The sequence below is a fragment of the Rhodoferax sp. MLSD5-FHT05B10 genome (genome assembly GCF_058793415.1).
Map to the genome: position 1 here is coordinate 65,133 of NZ_JBXAFT010000001.1, position 17,037 is coordinate 82,169.

A 17,037-nucleotide genomic window follows, 5' to 3' on the forward strand; every position below is an offset into this window, starting at 1 on the left:
AGAAGCCCCGGCCCGCGCGGAACCTTATTTCAGGATCAGCACCGGAATCGTGGCGTGGGTCAGCACGTGCTGGGTCTCGCTGCCCAGCAGCAGGCGCTTGATGCCTTTGCGGCCATGCGACGCCATCACGATCAGGTCGCACTGGTGCTTTTTGGCGGCCGCCAGCAGGGCATCCGACACCACGTCCGACTTGACGGTCAGGGCCTTGGTGGTCACGCCTTTGCCCAGAGCCTGCTTCTTGACCGCGTCGACGACGGCCTGACCTTCGTCGGCCCACTGCTTTTCCACCCGGCTCACCTCTTCGGGCTGCAGGGCGATGCCGCCTTCGAAGTAGCTCTGCGGGTAGCGGGGGACCACCTTCAGTGCCACCAGTTCGGCGCCGCACAGCGCTGCCAGTTCAATGGCGCCCTTGACGGCTTTTTTGGACAGGCTGGATCCGTCCGTGGCGACCAGAATACGTTGGTACATGGGATGCTCCTTGCAGGTTATAAACTCTCAGGTTACTCTTGGTGGGTGTTTCAGTCTTGATTTGCATCAAGCAGTTGAGGCCCCTAGCCCCGCACACTCCCCAGTTATGCATTCTGCCAGCGTTGTTTCCCCGTCTGTCCCTTCTGTTTCATCGCCAGTCGCGGCGCCGCAGGTAGTTCTTCCGCACAGCAGCGAGGCACTGCAGCTGCTGGATGATCCGCAGGAGTGGAGTGCCTTCAGCCGCCCGTCTCCCCGCGACGCGAATTGCTGGGAATCCAGCGTGGTGATTGAAGGCATGCACTGCGCTGCCTGTTCCCTGACGGTGGAAGAAGCGCTGAGCCGGGTGCCGGGCGTGATCAGCGCGCAGGTCGGCGCTGCCAGCCACCGGGCCAAGATCGTGTGGTCGGCCAGCCAGGTCCACCCGTCGGCCTGGATGCAGGCCGTGCAGGACAGCGGCTACCGCGCCGTACCCGCCAACGACGTGTTTGCCAGCGAGCGGCGCAAGCTGGAAACACGCCAGGCCCTGTGGCGCTGGCTGGTGGCGGTGCTGTGCATGATGCAGGTCATGATGTACGCCTACCCGGCCTACATCGCGCATCCCGGCGACCTGTCGACCGAAATGGAACAGCTGCTGCGCTGGGCGTCCTGGGTGCTCACGCTGCCGGTCATTCTGTTTTCCTGCGGTCCGTTTTTCAGGAACGCCCTGCGTGATGTGACGCAGGCGCGCATCAGCATGGACCTGCCGGTGGCCCTGGGCATGCTGATCACGTTTGCCGTGAGCACGGCCGGCACCTTCGACCCCCAGGGAACCTTCGGACACGAGGTGTATTTTGATTCGCTGACCATGTTCGTCGCGTTTCTGCTCACCGGGCGTTGGCTGGAGCTGCGCCTGCGCGACCGCACGGCAGGCGCCCTGGAAGCGCTGATGAACCGCTTGCCCGATAGCGTGGAGCGCTTGCGGGCCGACGGCGCGTTCGAACGCGTGGCGGTGCGTCGCCTGGTGGTGGGCGATGTGGTTCGGGTGCACCCGGGTGAAACTTTTGCCGCAGACGGCGTGGTGGAGCAGGGCGACACCCTGGTGGATGAAGCCCTGCTGACCGGCGAATCCCGGCCGCTGGCGCGGGGAGTGAGCGCCCAGGTGCTGTCGGGCAGCCACAATCTCCACAGCACGGTGCAAGTGCGGGTGCGGTCCGTGGGCAGTGACACCCGTTTTGCCCAGATCGTGGCGCTGATGGAGAGCGCTTCGGCCAGCAAGCCCCAGGCAGCGCAACTGGCCGACCGGCTGGCCAAGCCTTTTCTGCTGGCTGTGCTGGTGGCCGCGGCGGGTGCCTGTGCCTGGTGGTGGCGTTACGACCCGGGGCACGCCCTGATGGTGGCGGTGGCGGTGCTGGTGGTGACTTGCCCGTGTGCCCTGTCGCTGGCCACGCCTGCAGCCATGCTCGCTGCCGCGGGCGCGCTGGCGCGGGGGGGCGTGATGGTGCGCCGCCTGCAGGCACTGGAGGTGCTGGCGGCGGTGGACACCCTGGTGTTTGACAAAACCGGCACCCTGACCCGTGACGCCATGGTGCTGGGTGCGGTGGATGTGCGGGCTGGGTTGGATGCGAAACAGGCTTTGGCCATGGCCGCTGCGCTGGCCCAACACTCCTTGCATCCGGTTTCCCGGGCCGTGTGCGCTGCAGCGCGCGCGCGGGTCGCAGGCCAGGAGGCGTCGCTCGGGCAGTGGACCTGCGACGGCGCCACCGAGTCCGCCGGCCAGGGGGTTCGGGGAACCGTCCGTGGCGGACCGCCCGATGCGGGTGCTGAGAACCACGATCTGCGGCTGGGCTCCGCGGCATTCTGCGGCGTGGCGCCCCGGGTGGCCTCCGGCCTGCGGGTGTATCTGAGCGATGTGCAGGGCTGGCTGGCAACGTTTGAGTTGCAGGAAGACCTGCGTCCGGAGGCAATGGCGGTGGTGGCCGCGCTGGCCGAAGAGGGCGTGACCGTGCACATGCTGTCGGGGGACCAGCCGGAGTCTGTGGCACGGGTGGCCGCGCTGGCCGGCATTGACCATGCCCGGGGCGGTTGCTCGCCTGACGATAAACTTGTACTTTTACGTCAACTACAGGTATCAGGGCATACTGTGGCTATGGTGGGCGACGGCCTGAATGACGGTCCGGTATTGGCGGGCGCCAACGTGTCTTTTGCCTTTGGCCAGGCGGTGCCTCTGGCGCAGGCCCAGGCCGACTTCGTGGTGCTGGGTGACCGGTTGATGAGCGTGGTGCAGGCGTTGCGCCTGTCCCGGCGGACGCTGGCTGTGGTTCGACAAAATTTGTGGTGGGCGCTGCTGTACAACGCAGCCTGTGTGCCGTTGGCCATTGTGGGCCTGTTGCCAGCCTGGCTGGCGGGCTTGGGCATGGCAACCAGTTCACTCGTGGTGGTGGTCAACGCCTTGCGCCTTGCCCGGGACGTGCCTATTCTGGAGTCACACTGATGGACATTCTGTATTTGCTGATTCCGCTGTCGGTGGTTTTGGTGTTTTTTATCCTGGGCGGTTTGTGGTGGGCCATCCACCGGGGACAGTTCGAGGATATCGAGGCTGAGGGGGAGCGTATCTTGAGAGATTCTTAAGAAATATTAAGAATTCCTGTTGATATTTGATGTGAGTCAACCCTGGGGTGCGTGCAGGGGAGGAAACTCCCGCCCAGGTTAATAGTAGAAGAGGTAAAAATGGCATTTGCAAATCAACAAGCGACTGTTTACAACGACACCGTTGTACGGCAGTTCGCCATCATGACGGTGGTTTGGGGGGTGGTTGGGATGCTGGTGGGCGTGATCATTGCCGCCCAGCTGACCTGGCCCGAGCTCAATCTGGGCATTCCATGGCTGAGTTACGGTCGCTTGCGTCCGTTGCACACCAATGCGGTGATTTTTGCGTTTGGCGGTTGCGGCCTGTTCGCAGCGGCCTATTACGTGGTGCAGCGTACCTGCCAGGTCCGCCTGTTTGGAGACAAACTGGCGGCCTTTACCTTTTGGGGTTGGCAACTGGTGATTCTGGCTGCGGCCATCTCCCTGCCGCTGGGCTACACCCAGGGCAAGGAGTACGCTGAGCTGGAGTGGCCCATCGACATTCTGATTACCCTGGTTTGGGTGTCGTTTGCGGTTGTCTTCTTCGGTACCGTCGGAACCCGCAAGGTCAAGCACATTTACGTGGCCAACTGGTTCTTCGGCGCGTTCATTCTCGCCGTGGCGATCCTGCACCTGGTCAACAGTGCTGCTATTCCCGCCGGCTTCATGAAGTCCTACTCGGCCTACGCCGGTGTGCAGGATGCCATGGTGCAATGGTGGTACGGCCACAATGCGGTGGGCTTCTTCCTGACCGCCGGTTTCCTGGGCATGATGTACTACTTCATCCCCAAGCAAGCTGGTCGCCCGGTGTACAGCTACCGTCTGTCCATCGTCCACTTCTGGGCGCTGATCTTCACTTACATGTGGGCGGGTCCTCACCACCTGCACTACACCGCCTTGCCTGACTGGACCCAGTCTGTCGGCATGGTCTTCTCCCTGATTCTTCTGGCTCCCAGCTGGGGCGGCATGATCAACGGCATCATGACCCTGTCGGGTGCATGGCACAAGCTGCGCGACGATCCTATCCTGCGCTTCCTGATCGTGTCCCTGTCTTTCTACGGCATGTCGACCTTCGAAGGTCCCATGATGTCCATCAAGACCGTGAACGCCTTGAGCCACTACACCGACTGGACCGTGGGCCACGTGCACTCGGGCGCCCTGGGCTGGGTGGGTCTGGTGACCATGGGTTCCATGTACTACCTGATCCCGAAGCTGTTCGGTCAGAAACAGATGTACAGCGTGAAAGCCATCGAAGTCCACTTCTGGACCGCGACCATTGGTATCGTGATCTATATCGCTGCGATGTGGATTGCCGGTGTGATGCAGGGCCTGATGTGGCGCGCCATCAACCCCGATGGCACCTTGACCTACACCTTTGTGGAATCCGTGAAAGCAACCTTCCCGTTCTACGTGCTGCGTTTGCTCGGTGGTCTGCTGTATCTGACCGGCATGCTGATCATGTTGTGGAACACGCTGAAGACGGCTACCGCCGGACGTGCTGTGAGCGTCAACGTTCCCGCTGTTACTGCGCACGCTTGAGAAGGAATACACCATGGCAAACAACAATGCAAATTCCAGCTTTTCTCACGAAAAGATCGAAACCAATAACTTCCTGATGATCGTTCTCATCCTGCTGGTGCTGCTGGTGGGTGGTCTGGTGGAAATCGTTCCACTGTTTTTCCAGAAGTCCACCACGGAGCCGCTCAAGGGTGTTCAGCCCTACACGGCGCTGCAACTGGCGGGTCGTGACATCTACACCCGTGAGGGCTGCTACAACTGCCACTCGCAGATGATCCGCCCCTTCCGGGCAGAGACTCTGCGTTATGGCCACTACTCGGTGGCTGGCGAGTCGGTTTACGACCACCCGTTCCAGTGGGGCAGCAAGCGCACCGGTCCTGACTTGGCCCGCGTGGGAGCCAAGTACAGCGATGAATGGCATCGCACCCACCTTACCAATCCGCGTGACGTGGTGCCCGAGTCGAACATGCCTGCGTACCCCTGGTTGGCCAAGACCCTGGTGGATGCCGACGTGATGCCTGCCCACATGCGCGCCCTGCGTACCGTTGGTGTGCCTTACACCGATGAGCAGATCGCCAAGTCGGTTGAGGAAGTCAAGGGCAAGACCGAGCTGGATGCCACGATCGCCTACCTGCAGGTTCTGGGCCTGGCGCTCAAGTAAACGCAAAAAGGATCAGCACATGGATATCAACACCCTTCGGTCCGTGGCCACGGTGGCCAGTTTCGTGACCTTCATCGGTATTGTTTGGTGGGCCTGGTCCCGGCAGCGTTCTGCGGACTTCTCGGAAGCTGCCAACCTGCCGTTCGAGCAGGACTGATCCCCCGAATAAGGAATAAAAATGAGTGACTTTACAAGCAACTTCTGGTCGGTCTACGTTGCTGCCATTACGGTGGTGAGCATTGCGGCCTGTGCGCTCCTGTTGTGGTTCAGCGGCAAGGCCAAGGCCATGACTGCCAATGACAACACCACCGGGCACGTGTGGGACGGCGACCTGCGTGAAATGAACAATCCGCTGCCCCGTTGGTGGGTGTGGCTGTTCGTCATCACCATCGTTTTCGCTGCGGCCTATCTGGCCATGTACCCGGGTCTGGGCAACTCGACCGGCAAGCTCGGCTGGACGTCCATCGGTCAGTACCAGGCCGAGGTGGAAAAGGGCAACCGTGAGGTTGCACCCCTGTACGCCAAGTTTGCGGCCATGACGCCCGAAGAAGTGTCCCGTGATCCCCAGGCCCAGGCCATTGGCGAGCGTTTGTTCATGAACAACTGCTCCCAGTGCCACGGCTCGGACGCACGCGGCTCCAAAGGCATTCCCAACTTGACGGATGGCGACTGGATTCACGGTGGTACCCCTGACAAAATCAAGGAAACCATCACCAAGGGTCGCATCGGCAACATGCCTCCCATGGCTGCTGCAGTGGGCACCTCGGATGACGTGAAGAACCTGGCAAACTACGTGCTGAGTCTCTCCAACAGTCCCCATGACTCGGTGCGCGCCGCATTGGGCAAGCCGAAGTTCGCAGCCTGCGCAGCCTGCCACGGCATGGACGGTAAGGGCAACCAGGCTCTGGGTGCACTCAACCTGACCGATGACATCTGGCTGCATGGTTACGGTGAAAACGCGATCATTGCCATGATCAACAACGGCAAGGTCAACCAGATGCCAGCCCAGGCTGACAAGCTGACCGAGAGCCAGATTCATGTCCTGACTTCGTATGTGTGGGGCCTCTCGAACAACGCCCAGGCCAAATAAGCGAAGCATCTAGAAAGCACAGTCTCTTGGACCCACAAGACAAGCCCGTACGCAAAGTCATTCCCATTGCTGAATCGCCCGACAAAGGCCCGATAGAGCCTCCGGCGGGCGCCGATGCGGAAATGATTTCGCTGTACGAGGCACACAAGAAAATCTATCCCCGCAGCGTTTCTGGACTTTTTTCCAACTGGCGCTGGGGGATGGTTTTCCTGACCCAACTGGTGTTTTACGGCATCCCTTGGCTGGAGTGGGGACAGAGACAGGCTGTGCTCTTTGACTTGGGAGCGCGGCGCTTTTACATTTTCAATCTGGTTTTATACCCGCAGGATTTCATCTATCTCACCGGTATTCTGGTGATTTCTGCGCTGTCCCTGTTTTTGTTCACGGCCGTTGCCGGGCGTTTGTGGTGTGGCTATGCCTGTCCGCAGACCGTGTACACCGAGATTTTCCTCTGGCTGGAGAAGAAGACCGAAGGCGACCGCTCGGCGCGCATGCGCCGCGATGCAGGCCCCTGGACTGCTGACAAGATCCTGCGCAAGGCGGGCAAGCATTTCCTCTGGCTGGTCGTCGCGTTGTGGACCGGTTTCACCTTCGTCGGCTATTTCACACCCATTCGCGAGTTGGGGCTGGAATTTGTCCAGCTGAACATGAGCGCCTGGGAAACGTTCTGGACCTTGTTTTACGGGTTTGCTACCTACGGCAACGCAGGCTTCATGCGCGAGCAGGTATGCAAGCACATGTGCCCCTACGCCCGTTTCCAGAGCGCCATGTTTGACCGCGATACGCTGATCGTCACGTACGACGAGGAACGTGGCGAGCCGCGCGGGGCCCGTTCCAGGAAAGCCGATCCGGCGGCCCTGAATCTGGGGGCCTGTGTGGACTGCAGCCTGTGTGTGCAGGTGTGCCCAACCGGAATTGATATCCGCAAAGGCCTGCAGTACGAATGCATTGGTTGCGGTGCCTGCGCCGACGTGTGCGACACCGTCATGGACAAGATGGGCTACGCACGCGGGTTGGTGAAGTACTCTACGCAGAATGCGGTCAGCCAGCATTGGACACGCTCGCAGACCTTGCGCCATGTGCTGCGCCCGCGGGTACTGGTCTATACCGCCATTCTGGGGACGGTGGTGCTGGCCATGGTGGTGAGCCTGGCAACCCGCACGCCCTTCAAGGTGGATGTGGTCCGCGACCGTGGGGCGTTGGCGCGCATCGTGTCCGGTGGACGCATCGAAAATGTGTACCGTCTGCAGGTCATGAACGCTACCGAGTCGACACAGCGATTCCACATCAGTGTGGAGGGCCTGCCCGGTCTGGAAGTGGCATCGGAAGACGATGTGGTGGTGGAATCCACCCAGGCCCGCTGGGTCGCGGTGCGGGTTCAGGCCCCCTTTGACGCGGCGACTGCCGGGTCGCATCCCATCCGGTTTGAAATTGCCGCGCAGGATATGAAGGGCCACGCGTCCGAGAAATCGGTATTTATCATTCCCCGTTAAGGATCTTTCATGAGTGCATCCCAATCGTCTCCCGAGCGCCGCTGGTGGCAATTCGGCCACGTGTGGCTGGTGATTTCCGGCCCTGCCGTCGTGGTCGTGGCGTCGTTCGTGACGCTGTATCTGGCCGCTGTCGGCAAGGACCCCGTGCTGGATGAGGACTACTACCGCAAGGGCGTTGAAATCAACAAGACGCTGGCTGACAACCCGGCCAGTCTGGCCCCCGCAACCCTGGCGCGCAACCATGCGGCCACCGGGGTGCGTCTGACCCCGGCAGAGCCCTGAGGGGGTGCCTTGCCAGCCCTAAAACATTCATTTTTCAAGTACCGAGGCAAAACATGTTGCAGCAACGATTGATGTGGATTGTCTGGCCGGCATTCCTGATGGCCGGCGTACTGGAAATCCTGGTGTTTGCGCTGGTCGACCCCCAGGACCTGCACTGGGCGGGGCAGCCGCTGGAGTGGTCGCGCCAGAGCGTCTATACCGTGGCGTTTTTTCTCTTTTGGGGTATCACCGTGGTGTCCAGCGCCTTGACGACTTTGCTGGCGCAGTCCCCCTTTGAAGTGAACCGTTGTCCGCTGCCGGCCACCGATCGGCCGGACGGATGCCCCAAGCAGGGCTCCTGCTGAACCCGAAGGGGGGCACTCAGTTGCAGATGCGGGAATTCACGATGTCGCGCAGGGCATCGGTGTTGAGGATGCGCACATGGCGCTGTTTGACTTCAATGATTCCGTCTTCTACAAACCGGGAGAACGTGCGGCTGACCGTTTCGAGCTTCAGCCCGAGATAGCTTCCGATTTCCTCCCGTGTCATGCGCAGTACCAGTTCAGATTGCGAGAAACCCCGCGCATGCAGGCGTTGCACCAGGTTCAGCAAAAAAGCGGCCAAGCGCTCTTCGGCACGCATGCTGCCCAGCAGCAGCATGACGCCGTTTTCACGCACGATTTCACGGCTCATGATCTTGTGCACGTGGCGTTGCAGCGAGTTGATTTCCCGGGACAGCTCCTCAATGCGGTCGAAGGGCATGATGCACACTTCGGCATCTTCCAGTGCCACGGCGTCGCAGGTGTGGTGGTCGTGCACGATGCCGTCCAGACCGATCACTTCCCCGGCCATCTGAAAGCCGGTCACCTGATCGCGGCCATCTTCGGAGGCCACGCAGGTCTTGAAAAAACCGGTCCGAATGGCGAACAGGCTGGTGAACTTTTCGCCGTTGCGAAACAGGGTGCTGCCGCGTTTGATCTTGCGGCGGCTGGCGACCACGTCCTCCACCCGGTCCAGTTCGGTCGGGGTGAGGCCCAGCGGCATGCACAACTCGCGCAAATTGCAGTTGGAACAGGCAACTTTGATGGTTTGAGGATTCACAGCGACGACCTTGACGCTAGGTTTGACAGGTGTGGGTGCCTGTGCCTCGGCACAGGAAATGGATTTGGATTCGGGGTCAAACATAGGGTTCGCACGGATGTCGATTAGGCGTCAGTTTACCCACTTTCGATGTCATTGACGCACATCAAGCGCGGCGGGGCGGAATTGTTGCAAAGTTGCACCCGCTTTCCCTGGAGTATTCATGAGCGTTGCAGCCGAAGCCATATCCGATGAATTGTTGCGTCGATTTGATGTATCCGGCCCGCGCTACACCTCGTACCCCACCGCCGACCGGTTTGTGGAGGCGTTCACGGCCGACGATTATGTCCAGGCGCTTTCACAGCGGCGGGGCGGAGCGGCGGCGTTGGCCCTGCCCTTGTCGCTGTATGTGCACATCCCCTTCTGTGAATCCCTGTGTTACTACTGCGCCTGCAACAAGATCATCACCAAGCACCATGACCGTGCAGCGCCTTACCTGCGCTATCTGAGTCGCGAGGTGGATTTGTATACCGCCCAGATCGGTGTGGGCCAAATCGTGAGTCAGTTGCACCTTGGGGGAGGGAGCCCCACATTCCTGGATGACAACGAACTGCGTGAATTGATGGGCATGCTGCGGCGCAACTTCACGTTTGAGCCTGGCGGAGAGTACTCCATAGAGGTGGACCCCCGGACCATTGATGCGTCCCGCCTGGACACGCTGGCGGAGCTGGGCTTCAACCGGTTGAGTTTTGGGGTGCAGGATTTTGATCCGTCGGTCCAGAAGGCGGTGCACCGCGTGCAGCCGGCCGAACAAGTGTTTGCCCTGGTGGAGGCGGCCCGTGCCCGTGGTTTTGCTTCGATCAACGTGGATCTGATCTATGGCCTGCCCCGGCAAAGCCCGGAGTCGTTTGATCGAACCCTGGCGCAAGTGAAAGCCTTGCGACCGGACCGCATCGCCCTGTACGCCTATGCCCACCTGCCGGAGCGCTTCAAGCCCCAGCGCCGTATTGCCACCGTGGAGCTTCCCAGCGGGGCGTCCAAGGTGTCCATGCTGTCGCGCTCGCAGGCGGCTTTCATGGGTGCCGGGTACGTGTATGTGGGGATGGACCACTTCGCACTCCCGGAAGACGCGCTGGCGGTCGCCAAGCGGCAGGGGCGCCTGCACCGCAACTTCCAAGGCTACAGTACCGAACCCGACTGCGACCTGATCGGACTGGGGGTGTCCTCCATCGGCCGTATCGGTGCCACCTACAGCCAGAATGCCAAGACGCTCGAGGAATACTACGATTTCCTCGACCAGGGGCGTATTCCTGTGGTGCGGGGACTGGCCCTGTCCCGTGATGACCTGGTGCGTCGCACCGTGATCATGGCCCTGATGTGCCAGGGGGAGGTCCAGTTCGAATCTATCGAGTTGGCGTACCTCATGGATTTCCGTTCCTATTTCGCCAAGGAACTGGAAGCCTTGCAGGACCTGGTGGAGCAGGGGCTGGTCTCGGTGGACGAATCCAGCATCCAGGTCACGATCCAGGGCTGGTTCTTTGTGCGGGCGGTGGCCATGGTGTTTGACCGCCACCTGCAGTCTGACCGCAGCCGGGCACGGTTTTCCAAGATCATTTAGCATCAGCAGATGCAATCTTCTCTGGCGCTGACGGCGCTCTTGATGGGGCTGGTCGGCGGGCCCCACTGCGTGGCCATGTGCGGTGCCGCCTGTGCGGGCATCGGACAAGCGGCCGGGGCGCATAAAAATTCTGCTTTGTGGACCTTCCAGCTGGGGCGCGTGGTGGGGTACTCCCTTCTGGGAGGCCTCGCGGCCGCTTCCCTGCAGGGGCTGGGCTGGTTGACCGTCCAGTCCGCCGCCTTGCGCCCGGTCTGGTCCCTGTTCCATGTGGCGGCCCTGTTGCTGGGCCTGGTGCTGCTGTGGCAGGCGCGTCAACCGGTCTGGCTGGAGGATACGGGCCGCAAGGTGTGGGCCCGTGCCCGCGCGCTGGCCGCCACGCGGGGGCGGGGGGTACCGCTGGTCCTGGGCGTGATGTGGGCGCTGTTGCCGTGCGGTCTGCTGTATTCGGCCTTGCTGGTGGCGGCCATGGCCGGAAGTGCCGCCGCAGGCGCGATGGTGATGGGGCTTTTTGCCATTGGCACCAGCGTGACCATGGTGGCAGGCCCCTGGCTGTGGCTGCGCCTGCGCGGGCAGGGTGCCGGGCAGGGCAGCGGGCAATGGGGAGTTCGTCTGGCCGGCGCGGCACTGGCCGCCAGCTCCGGGTGGGCGTTGTGGATGGGGCTGGTGCACAATGCGGCGCCCTGGTGTGTTACGCCCTAGCGTTGCGGGGTTGTTGGCAGTACTAACCGGAGTACGGTGGCATGCAGGAAGCGTTGAATGTTGACGACTTACAGCGACTCGAAGCACTCAGGAGCTACGCCATTCTGGATTCGCAGGCCGAGCAGGCTTACGACGACATTGTCAGTCTGGCGGCCCATATCTGCGGCGTTCCCATTGCCCTGATTTCCCTGATTGACGAAGACCGCCAATGGTTCAAGGCCAAAGTGGGACTGGATGTTGCGCAGACGCCGCGCAGCCAGGCTTTTTGCGCACATGCCATTCTCCAGCCGGACCAGATCATGGAGGTTCCGGACGCGACGCAGGATCCCCGTTTTGCAGATAATCCGCTGGTGACGGAAGATCCCGGTATCCGGTTTTATGCCGGGGCACCGTTTGTGGGTGCGTCGGGTATGGCGCTGGGGACGGTTTGTGTCATTGACCGGGTGCCGCGTGCCTTGACACCCGCCATGGCCGATGCACTGAAGGCACTGTCCCGGCAAGTGACAGCTTTGCTGAATTTGCGCCGGGCGGTGGTGGACCTGCGGGTGTTGACCGAGGCGCAGGCCCAGCAGCAACGACAGCTGGACAGTTACCACAAGCGCCTGGAAGAGGTAAACCGCGACCTGTCGGAGCAAACCCAGCGGGACCCGCTGACCGGGTTGAAAAACCGGCGTGCTTTCGATCGCATCTTGCATGACGAACTGGCGCGTGCGCAGCGCGTCCATTCGTCCCTGGGTTTGTTGATGGTGGATGTGGACCACTTCAAGCCGTTCAACGACGATTTTGGCCACGTGGCAGGCGATGAGGCCTTGCAGCGGCTGGCAAACGCTCTGCAGGCGCAGGCACGCAGCTACGACCATGTGGTCCGCTATGGCGGTGAAGAGTTCGCGGTGGTGCTGCCGGATTCGAAACTGGAAGAGGTGCTGGCCGTTGCCAAGCGGGTTCGTTCCGCCGTTGCGGCAATGCCCAGTTCACTTCGCAGTTTCACGGTGAGCGTGGGGGTTGCCATGGCGATGCCAACCGATACGCCCACGAGTTTGATCGAGCGGGCGGACAAAGCCTTGTACCGGGCCAAGAACCAAGGGCGCAACTGCGTGGTGGCGCTGGAGGAAGGCGCCGTACGGTAAGCCGCCTGCGGGCTGCCCCAGCGGTTGTTTCAACTTCCCATTTCAGCTTCTGTTAGCGGGCGGTGACCCGCGAGCCATCCTGAAGCGCCGTGGGTGGGTAGACAATGACCGGCGTGCCAGGTGTGAGCCCGGACTTGACCCAGGCCTCAGTGCCATTGCGTGCGGCAACCTCGACCTCGCGCTGGCGAGCCCTGCCGCCCTCCACTACAAAGAGGGCCGAACGCGCCCCCACGGGGAACAGGGCGCTGACGGGCACCTTGACGGCGTTTTCCACCACCTGCACCAGTACCCGCACGTCCATTTTGAACCCGTCACCCAGTGCGCGCCATTTTTCAGGCGCAGAGCGGATATCAATCACGGCGTTGACGCGCTGTTCCTCCACGCCCAGCGCCGAGACTTTGGTGAAGGCGGCGGGTTCGATCAAGCGGACACTGCCTTCCAGCGTGTCCGCTCCGCCCCAGCCGGTCAGTTGCACCGGGGTGCCCGGTGCAATCTGTGCGGCATCTTCGGTCAGGATGTCCACCACCACTTCCAGCTGTGTGGGGTCGCCCAGTTCCAGTAGGGGGGTGCCAGCAGGCACCATGCCTTCGCTTTGTTGCTGAACCTTGAGTACCCGGCCGGAAACCGGCGCCTTGATCAGCCAGGGGCCTTGCTGGGCGGTTTCCGATCCGGATGCGTATTGCCGCAGGGCTATGCGCGACTGTTCCAGCTCGTGGCGCGCGGCTTCCATTTCCTGTTGCGCGCTCTCCAGTTCCTTCTCGCGCAGGCGGACCGTGAGCCGGCCGGTTTCATTCTGGTTGGGGGAGACGAAACCTTGCTGGGCCAGCGTTTCACTGCGTTTGAGTTCGGCGCGAGCCTGCTCCAGTGCGGCGCGGGCGCGCGCGACATTGGCTTTGGCACGAGCCACCGAGGCTTCCATGGCGCCCATGCGTGCGGTTTGCTCCTCCCGAGTGCGCTGGTCCAGCAGCGCAGGTGCCTGCGGCCACAATGTCGCCACCGGCGTGTCGCGTTCCACCAGATCGCCTTGCTTGAGCGCGATGCGTGCCACCCGCCCGGCGAGCGGAGTCGAGACAACATAGCGATCCCGCAGGCGTGTCTTGCCGTCCTCCTGGACCGTGCGCTCGAACCGGCCCTGGCTCACGGTTGCCATTTCAACCTCGGTCGCCCGCGGCATAAAAGCCCACACCACCAGTGACAGGACGGCCACACCGCCAACGCCCAGCGCCAGTTTTTTCTTCATGCTTTCCCCTGCTTGTTATTCACGTGTCTTCAGTACACCGACCAGATCGAGCGTATCCACGCGGCGCCGCACGATCAGCCCGCTGACCACACCAGCCCCGACCACGCACAGCGTGGCATAGGCGTAGGTGGCTGGTGCGATCACCATCGGGAAGAAAAACTCGTCGGTCTTGATCAGGCCCACGATGGTAGATGCCAGCACGTAGCCCAGCACCATGCCCAGTGGAATGGCCAGCGCAATCTCGATGGCGAGCTCCCCCAGCAGGAAAGCCGACACCTCCGTGCGGGTAAAACCCAGCACCCGCAAGCTGGCCAGTTCCCAGGCCCTCTCAGCCAGCGCGATACGGGCATTGTTATAAACCACCCCCACAGCGATGATGGTGGCAAAAACGGACAGGATGCCGCTGAAAACCTGGACGTTACGTGCCGTCACTTCCTCGATATTGCGCTGCATGATGGATTTGCTGACGGCCGCCGCCACCCGTGGCAGTTCCTTCAGGCGGGCCAGCAATTCCGGCTCATGGCCACGATCCACCGCGACCGTGACGTGGTTGACGATGTCACCTTCGCGCAGCAAGCGGTTCAGGGCGTGCCGCTCGATATAGGCATTCATGCCCATCATTTCGCCCACGGTGCCGGTCACCGGGAGCTCCAGCACCTCGCGTCGCCCTTCCTGTAACTCCACGCGGACCGTGTCACCGGGTTGGATGTGCAGCCGCTCGGCCAGCCGGTCGGTCACCAGCAGACCGCTTGGAGACGGCGGGAACACATGGTTTTCCGTATCCACGATGCGGTGCAGTTCCGGCTGCATCGGTTTGCCCTGGATGGCGCCGCGCCAGCTGTGGTTGGCGTGCACCAGCCGCACGGCAACACTGCGCGCACTTTCCACGGCCGTCACATGTGGCAAGCGGGCGATTTCATATTCAATGCGCGCCGGGGTTGCTTCCACCAGACTGATGGAAACGTCGCCGCGCAGAACCTGGTTGAACTGGGTGTTCATGAGCACCACGATGGCGTCGCGCCAGAACGCGCCTGTGATCACGATGGCCATGGACACCGCAATGCCGAAAATGGTCAGGGCGGTGCGCAGTAGGCGCCGTTCCATGGTGCGCAGAATCATGCGCAGGGCCGGGGAGAACCAATGCCGCAAACCCAGGGCTTCCACCAGCATGGGTTTGTAGATGCCGGGCGACGGTGGACGCATGGCCTCGGCGGGTGCCAGCCGCACCGTGGCGCTGATGGCGTGGAGTGTGGCGGCTACGGCTGCTGCCACGGAGACACCAAGCGCGGACAGAATCAACTCCGGTTTGACGCGGTAGCGCAACTCCGGAAAACGGAAGACATCGGCATAGATGCCAATGAACCAGTGCCCCAGGACGGCGCCCAGGGCCAGCCCCAGCACCGTACCGACAGCCACGATGAGCAGCACGAATTTCAGGTAGTGCTCGCCGATGGCGCGGTTGGAATAGCCCAGTGCCTTGAGTGCAGCAATCTGTTCACGTTGCGTGGCGATCTGGCGGCTGAGCACCACGTTGAGGAGGAAGCCGGCCACTGCCAGGAAGATGCTGGGCAAGACCGTGCCCAGCACGCGCTGCTCCTTGATTTCCGAATTGAGGATCATGTGCGACATCTGCTCGTCGCGGTTGTAGGCGCGTATGCCTCCGTAGGGCTCCAGCAGCCGGTTCAGCTGGTCGATCACCACCCCCTCGCTGGCTTGCGGCGCCAGCCGGACCGCCACCTGGTTGAAGGCGCCTTCCATGTTGTAGGCGGCGGCGAGTGCCTGCCGGTCCACCCAGAACACCCCAAAGCCGCGCTGGTCTGGTGAGCCCATCATGCCGGCAAAAATGTATTCCGGCGACAGCGCAATGCCCACGATCAGCAAGTCTTCCCGTTTGCCGTTGATCAGGGCCTTGATGCGGTCGCCCGGTTTGAGTTTGCGTGCGATGGCGAAACCTTCGGAAACCACAGCCTCCATGGCGCCGTTGTGCTGTCGCTCGATCATGCGTCCCGTGCGCACATAGACCGTGTTCAGGCGCTGCGGCGTGCGGGTGTCGATTCCGACCAGGCGGCCAATGATGGGGTCTGCCACGTTGGGGATGTCCACCGGAACAATCTGCGTCAGGGACGTCTCGACATGGGCTGCGCCCGGTATTTGTGTGAGCTGGCGCTCCAGTGAGAGGGGCGCACGCTTCAGGGTGGCAAACACGTCGGCGAAACGCGAGTCGGTGTAATACAGGTCGCGCGACCAGGACAAGGCATCGTAGGCGCTGAAGCAGGTGATGAAGCCGGCCACGCCGCTGGCCACCACCAGCGCGATGGTCAACGCCTGGCTCCACATCAGGCGCAGGTCGCGCAGCAGCTTGCGGTCCAGTGCCCTCACCAGGACAGCTCCGAAGGCTTGAGCTTGTGGGTGTTGGGCTCGACCTTCTGGATGCGTCCGCCCCCGAGGTACAGCACCCGGTCTGCCATGCCGGCAATGGCGGCATTGTGGGTGATCACAATGGCAGTGGTGCCCAGCTCCTGGTTGATGCGCTGGATCACCTCCAGTACCAGCTTGCCGGTGACATAGTCCAGGGCGCCGGTGGGCTCGTCGCACAGCAGCACCTCCGGCCGTTTCACAATGGCCCGCGCAATGGCCACGCGTTGCTGTTCGCCGCCCGAGAGCTGGGAAGGAAAGTGGTCCAGCCGGTCGGCCAGGCCGACCATGCCCAGCGCTTCCTCGGCCGGCATCGGGTTGTCAACAATGTCGGTTACCAGCTCCACGTTCTCGCGCACTGTCAGGCTGGGAATCAGGTTGTAGAACTGAAACACAAATCCCACATGCTCGCGGCGGTAGCGCGTGAGTTGCTCGTCGGTGGCAGCGGAGAGGTCGTGTTCGGCAAACCGGGCTATTCCGCTGCTGGGGCGGTCCAGCCCGCCCAAAATGTTGAGCAGGGTGGACTTGCCGCTGCCGGAAGGCCCCAGCAGCACAATGAATTCGCTGCGGTAGATCGTCAGGTTCACGTCCACCAGTGCGTTGACGACGACTTCCCCCATCTGGTAGGTCTTGCTCAGCTCGCTGGCAAAAAAGACGGCCGGACGGCCTGCGCTGTCGGCTGGCGGTGTGCCGGGCAGGGGAGGGGCGGAAGCGGTGGTGGGACCGGAAGCGTGCATACCTCCACTATGTCATGGGCGTGCAC

At 62.1% G+C, this 17,037-nt stretch carries 17 protein-coding genes; 12 read left to right on the forward strand and 5 right to left on the reverse strand.

The window, feature by feature from the left end:
• Window positions 1-24: 24 nt before the first annotated feature.
• On the reverse strand, window positions 25-468 hold the full coding sequence (locus AC1Q5W_RS00320; protein WP_492645732.1) for a universal stress protein: 444 nt from the start codon (window positions 466-468) through the stop codon (window positions 25-27).
• Window positions 469-574: 106 nt separating this feature from the next.
• Between AC1Q5W_RS00320 and AC1Q5W_RS00325 the strand changes: the two genes are divergently transcribed.
• The 9 genes from AC1Q5W_RS00325 to AC1Q5W_RS00365 all read left to right on the forward strand — a co-directional run bounded on the left by AC1Q5W_RS00325 (window position 575) and on the right by AC1Q5W_RS00365 (window position 8,460).
• Window positions 575-2,938: a heavy metal translocating P-type ATPase gene (locus tag AC1Q5W_RS00325; RefSeq protein ID WP_492645733.1), complete on the forward strand. Its 2,364-nt coding sequence runs from the start codon at window positions 575-577 to the stop codon at window positions 2,936-2,938.
• Entirely contained in the window at window positions 2,938-3,075 is a 138-nt protein-coding gene (gene ccoS / locus AC1Q5W_RS00330) for a cbb3-type cytochrome oxidase assembly protein CcoS (protein ID WP_492645734.1), read from the forward strand. Before AC1Q5W_RS00325 ends, ccoS begins: the two co-directional genes overlap by 1 nt.
• Before the next feature lie 99 nt (window positions 3,076-3,174).
• Window positions 3,175-4,611 carry a cytochrome-c oxidase, cbb3-type subunit I gene (gene ccoN / locus AC1Q5W_RS00335; protein WP_492645735.1) on the forward strand — a complete coding sequence of 479 codons (1,437 nt, stop codon included), beginning with the start codon at window positions 3,175-3,177 and terminating at the stop codon, window positions 4,609-4,611.
• A 13-nt stretch (window positions 4,612-4,624) separates the two neighbouring features.
• Window positions 4,625-5,251 carry a cytochrome-c oxidase, cbb3-type subunit II gene (gene ccoO / locus AC1Q5W_RS00340; protein WP_492645736.1) on the forward strand — a complete coding sequence of 209 codons (627 nt, stop codon included), beginning with the start codon at window positions 4,625-4,627 and terminating at the stop codon, window positions 5,249-5,251.
• A 19-nt stretch (window positions 5,252-5,270) separates the two neighbouring features.
• On the forward strand, window positions 5,271-5,408 hold the full coding sequence (locus AC1Q5W_RS00345; RefSeq protein ID WP_305648168.1) for a cbb3-type cytochrome oxidase subunit 3: 138 nt from the start codon (window positions 5,271-5,273) through the stop codon (window positions 5,406-5,408).
• 21 nt (window positions 5,409-5,429) lie between these two features.
• The gene (gene ccoP / locus AC1Q5W_RS00350) at window positions 5,430-6,341 is read left to right on the forward strand and encodes a cytochrome-c oxidase, cbb3-type subunit III (protein ID WP_492645737.1); all 912 of its coding nucleotides are present in this window, start codon (window positions 5,430-5,432) and stop codon (window positions 6,339-6,341) included.
• A gap of 26 nt (window positions 6,342-6,367) precedes the next feature.
• Window positions 6,368-7,834: a cytochrome c oxidase accessory protein CcoG gene (gene ccoG, locus AC1Q5W_RS00355; protein WP_492645738.1), complete on the forward strand. Its 1,467-nt coding sequence runs from the start codon at window positions 6,368-6,370 to the stop codon at window positions 7,832-7,834.
• A gap of 9 nt (window positions 7,835-7,843) precedes the next feature.
• Window positions 7,844-8,116 carry a FixH family protein gene (locus tag AC1Q5W_RS00360; protein ID WP_492645739.1) on the forward strand — a complete coding sequence of 91 codons (273 nt, stop codon included), beginning with the start codon at window positions 7,844-7,846 and terminating at the stop codon, window positions 8,114-8,116.
• A gap of 53 nt (window positions 8,117-8,169) precedes the next feature.
• Window positions 8,170-8,460 carry a hypothetical protein gene (locus AC1Q5W_RS00365; RefSeq protein ID WP_492645740.1) on the forward strand — a complete coding sequence of 97 codons (291 nt, stop codon included), beginning with the start codon at window positions 8,170-8,172 and terminating at the stop codon, window positions 8,458-8,460.
• Between the two features lie 16 nt (window positions 8,461-8,476).
• Here the strand turns inward: AC1Q5W_RS00365 and fnr are convergent, their stop codons facing one another.
• Window positions 8,477-9,196: a fumarate/nitrate reduction transcriptional regulator Fnr gene (fnr, locus tag AC1Q5W_RS00370; protein WP_492646182.1), complete on the reverse strand. Its 720-nt coding sequence runs from the start codon at window positions 9,194-9,196 to the stop codon at window positions 8,477-8,479.
• Between the two features lie 202 nt (window positions 9,197-9,398).
• On the opposite strand from fnr, the gene hemN reads away from it, so the two are divergent.
• The 3 genes from hemN to AC1Q5W_RS00385 are packed head-to-tail and all read left to right on the forward strand — an operon-like array spanning window position 9,399 to window position 12,619.
• On the forward strand, window positions 9,399-10,793 hold the full coding sequence (gene hemN, locus AC1Q5W_RS00375; RefSeq protein WP_492645741.1) for an oxygen-independent coproporphyrinogen III oxidase: 1,395 nt from the start codon (window positions 9,399-9,401) through the stop codon (window positions 10,791-10,793).
• A gap of 9 nt (window positions 10,794-10,802) precedes the next feature.
• Window positions 10,803-11,492 (forward strand): sulfite exporter TauE/SafE family protein, encoded by a 690-nt coding sequence (locus AC1Q5W_RS00380; protein WP_492645742.1) that lies wholly within the window; start codon window positions 10,803-10,805, stop codon window positions 11,490-11,492.
• Between the two features lie 41 nt (window positions 11,493-11,533).
• On the forward strand, window positions 11,534-12,619 hold the full coding sequence (locus AC1Q5W_RS00385; RefSeq protein WP_492645743.1) for a GGDEF domain-containing protein: 1,086 nt from the start codon (window positions 11,534-11,536) through the stop codon (window positions 12,617-12,619).
• Between the two features lie 52 nt (window positions 12,620-12,671).
• Here AC1Q5W_RS00385 and AC1Q5W_RS00390 read toward each other — a convergent pair whose 3' ends face one another.
• From AC1Q5W_RS00390 to AC1Q5W_RS00400, 3 genes are read right to left on the reverse strand one after another with little or no spacing between them, the layout of a single operon-like run.
• The gene (locus AC1Q5W_RS00390; protein ID WP_492645744.1) at window positions 12,672-13,859 is read right to left on the reverse strand and encodes an efflux RND transporter periplasmic adaptor subunit; all 1,188 of its coding nucleotides are present in this window, start codon (window positions 13,857-13,859) and stop codon (window positions 12,672-12,674) included.
• A 15-nt stretch (window positions 13,860-13,874) separates the two neighbouring features.
• Window positions 13,875-16,238, reverse strand: a complete 2,364-nt coding sequence (locus tag AC1Q5W_RS00395) for an ABC transporter permease (RefSeq protein WP_492645745.1) — start codon at window positions 16,236-16,238, stop codon at window positions 13,875-13,877.
• On the reverse strand, window positions 16,235-17,011 hold the full coding sequence (locus AC1Q5W_RS00400; protein WP_492645746.1) for an ABC transporter ATP-binding protein: 777 nt from the start codon (window positions 17,009-17,011) through the stop codon (window positions 16,235-16,237). The genes AC1Q5W_RS00395 and AC1Q5W_RS00400 overlap by 4 nt, the downstream gene beginning before the upstream one ends.
• Window positions 17,012-17,037 lie beyond the last annotated feature (26 nt).

Coding starts and splice junctions, on each gene's coding strand:
- ccoP (WP_492645737.1), top strand. CDS start 5,430: ATGAGTGACTTTACAAGCAACTTCTGGTCGGTCTACGTTGCTGCCATT.
- AC1Q5W_RS00360 (WP_492645739.1), top strand. CDS start 7,844: ATGAGTGCATCCCAATCGTCTCCCGAGCGCCGCTGGTGGCAATTCGGC.
- AC1Q5W_RS00320 (WP_492645732.1), bottom strand. CDS start 468: ATGTACCAACGTATTCTGGTCGCCACGGACGGATCCAGCCTGTCCAAA.
- ccoN (WP_492645735.1), top strand. CDS start 3,175: ATGGCATTTGCAAATCAACAAGCGACTGTTTACAACGACACCGTTGTA.
- AC1Q5W_RS00345 (WP_305648168.1), top strand. CDS start 5,271: ATGGATATCAACACCCTTCGGTCCGTGGCCACGGTGGCCAGTTTCGTG.
- AC1Q5W_RS00400 (WP_492645746.1), bottom strand. CDS start 17,011: ATGCACGCTTCCGGTCCCACCACCGCTTCCGCCCCTCCCCTGCCCGGC.
- hemN (WP_492645741.1), top strand. CDS start 9,399: ATGAGCGTTGCAGCCGAAGCCATATCCGATGAATTGTTGCGTCGATTT.
- ccoS (WP_492645734.1), top strand. CDS start 2,938: ATGGACATTCTGTATTTGCTGATTCCGCTGTCGGTGGTTTTGGTGTTT.
- AC1Q5W_RS00380 (WP_492645742.1), top strand. CDS start 10,803: ATGCAATCTTCTCTGGCGCTGACGGCGCTCTTGATGGGGCTGGTCGGC.
- AC1Q5W_RS00365 (WP_492645740.1), top strand. CDS start 8,170: ATGTTGCAGCAACGATTGATGTGGATTGTCTGGCCGGCATTCCTGATG.
- AC1Q5W_RS00325 (WP_492645733.1), top strand. CDS start 575: ATGCATTCTGCCAGCGTTGTTTCCCCGTCTGTCCCTTCTGTTTCATCG.
- AC1Q5W_RS00385 (WP_492645743.1), top strand. CDS start 11,534: ATGCAGGAAGCGTTGAATGTTGACGACTTACAGCGACTCGAAGCACTC.
- AC1Q5W_RS00390 (WP_492645744.1), bottom strand. CDS start 13,859: ATGAAGAAAAAACTGGCGCTGGGCGTTGGCGGTGTGGCCGTCCTGTCA.
- ccoO (WP_492645736.1), top strand. CDS start 4,625: ATGGCAAACAACAATGCAAATTCCAGCTTTTCTCACGAAAAGATCGAA.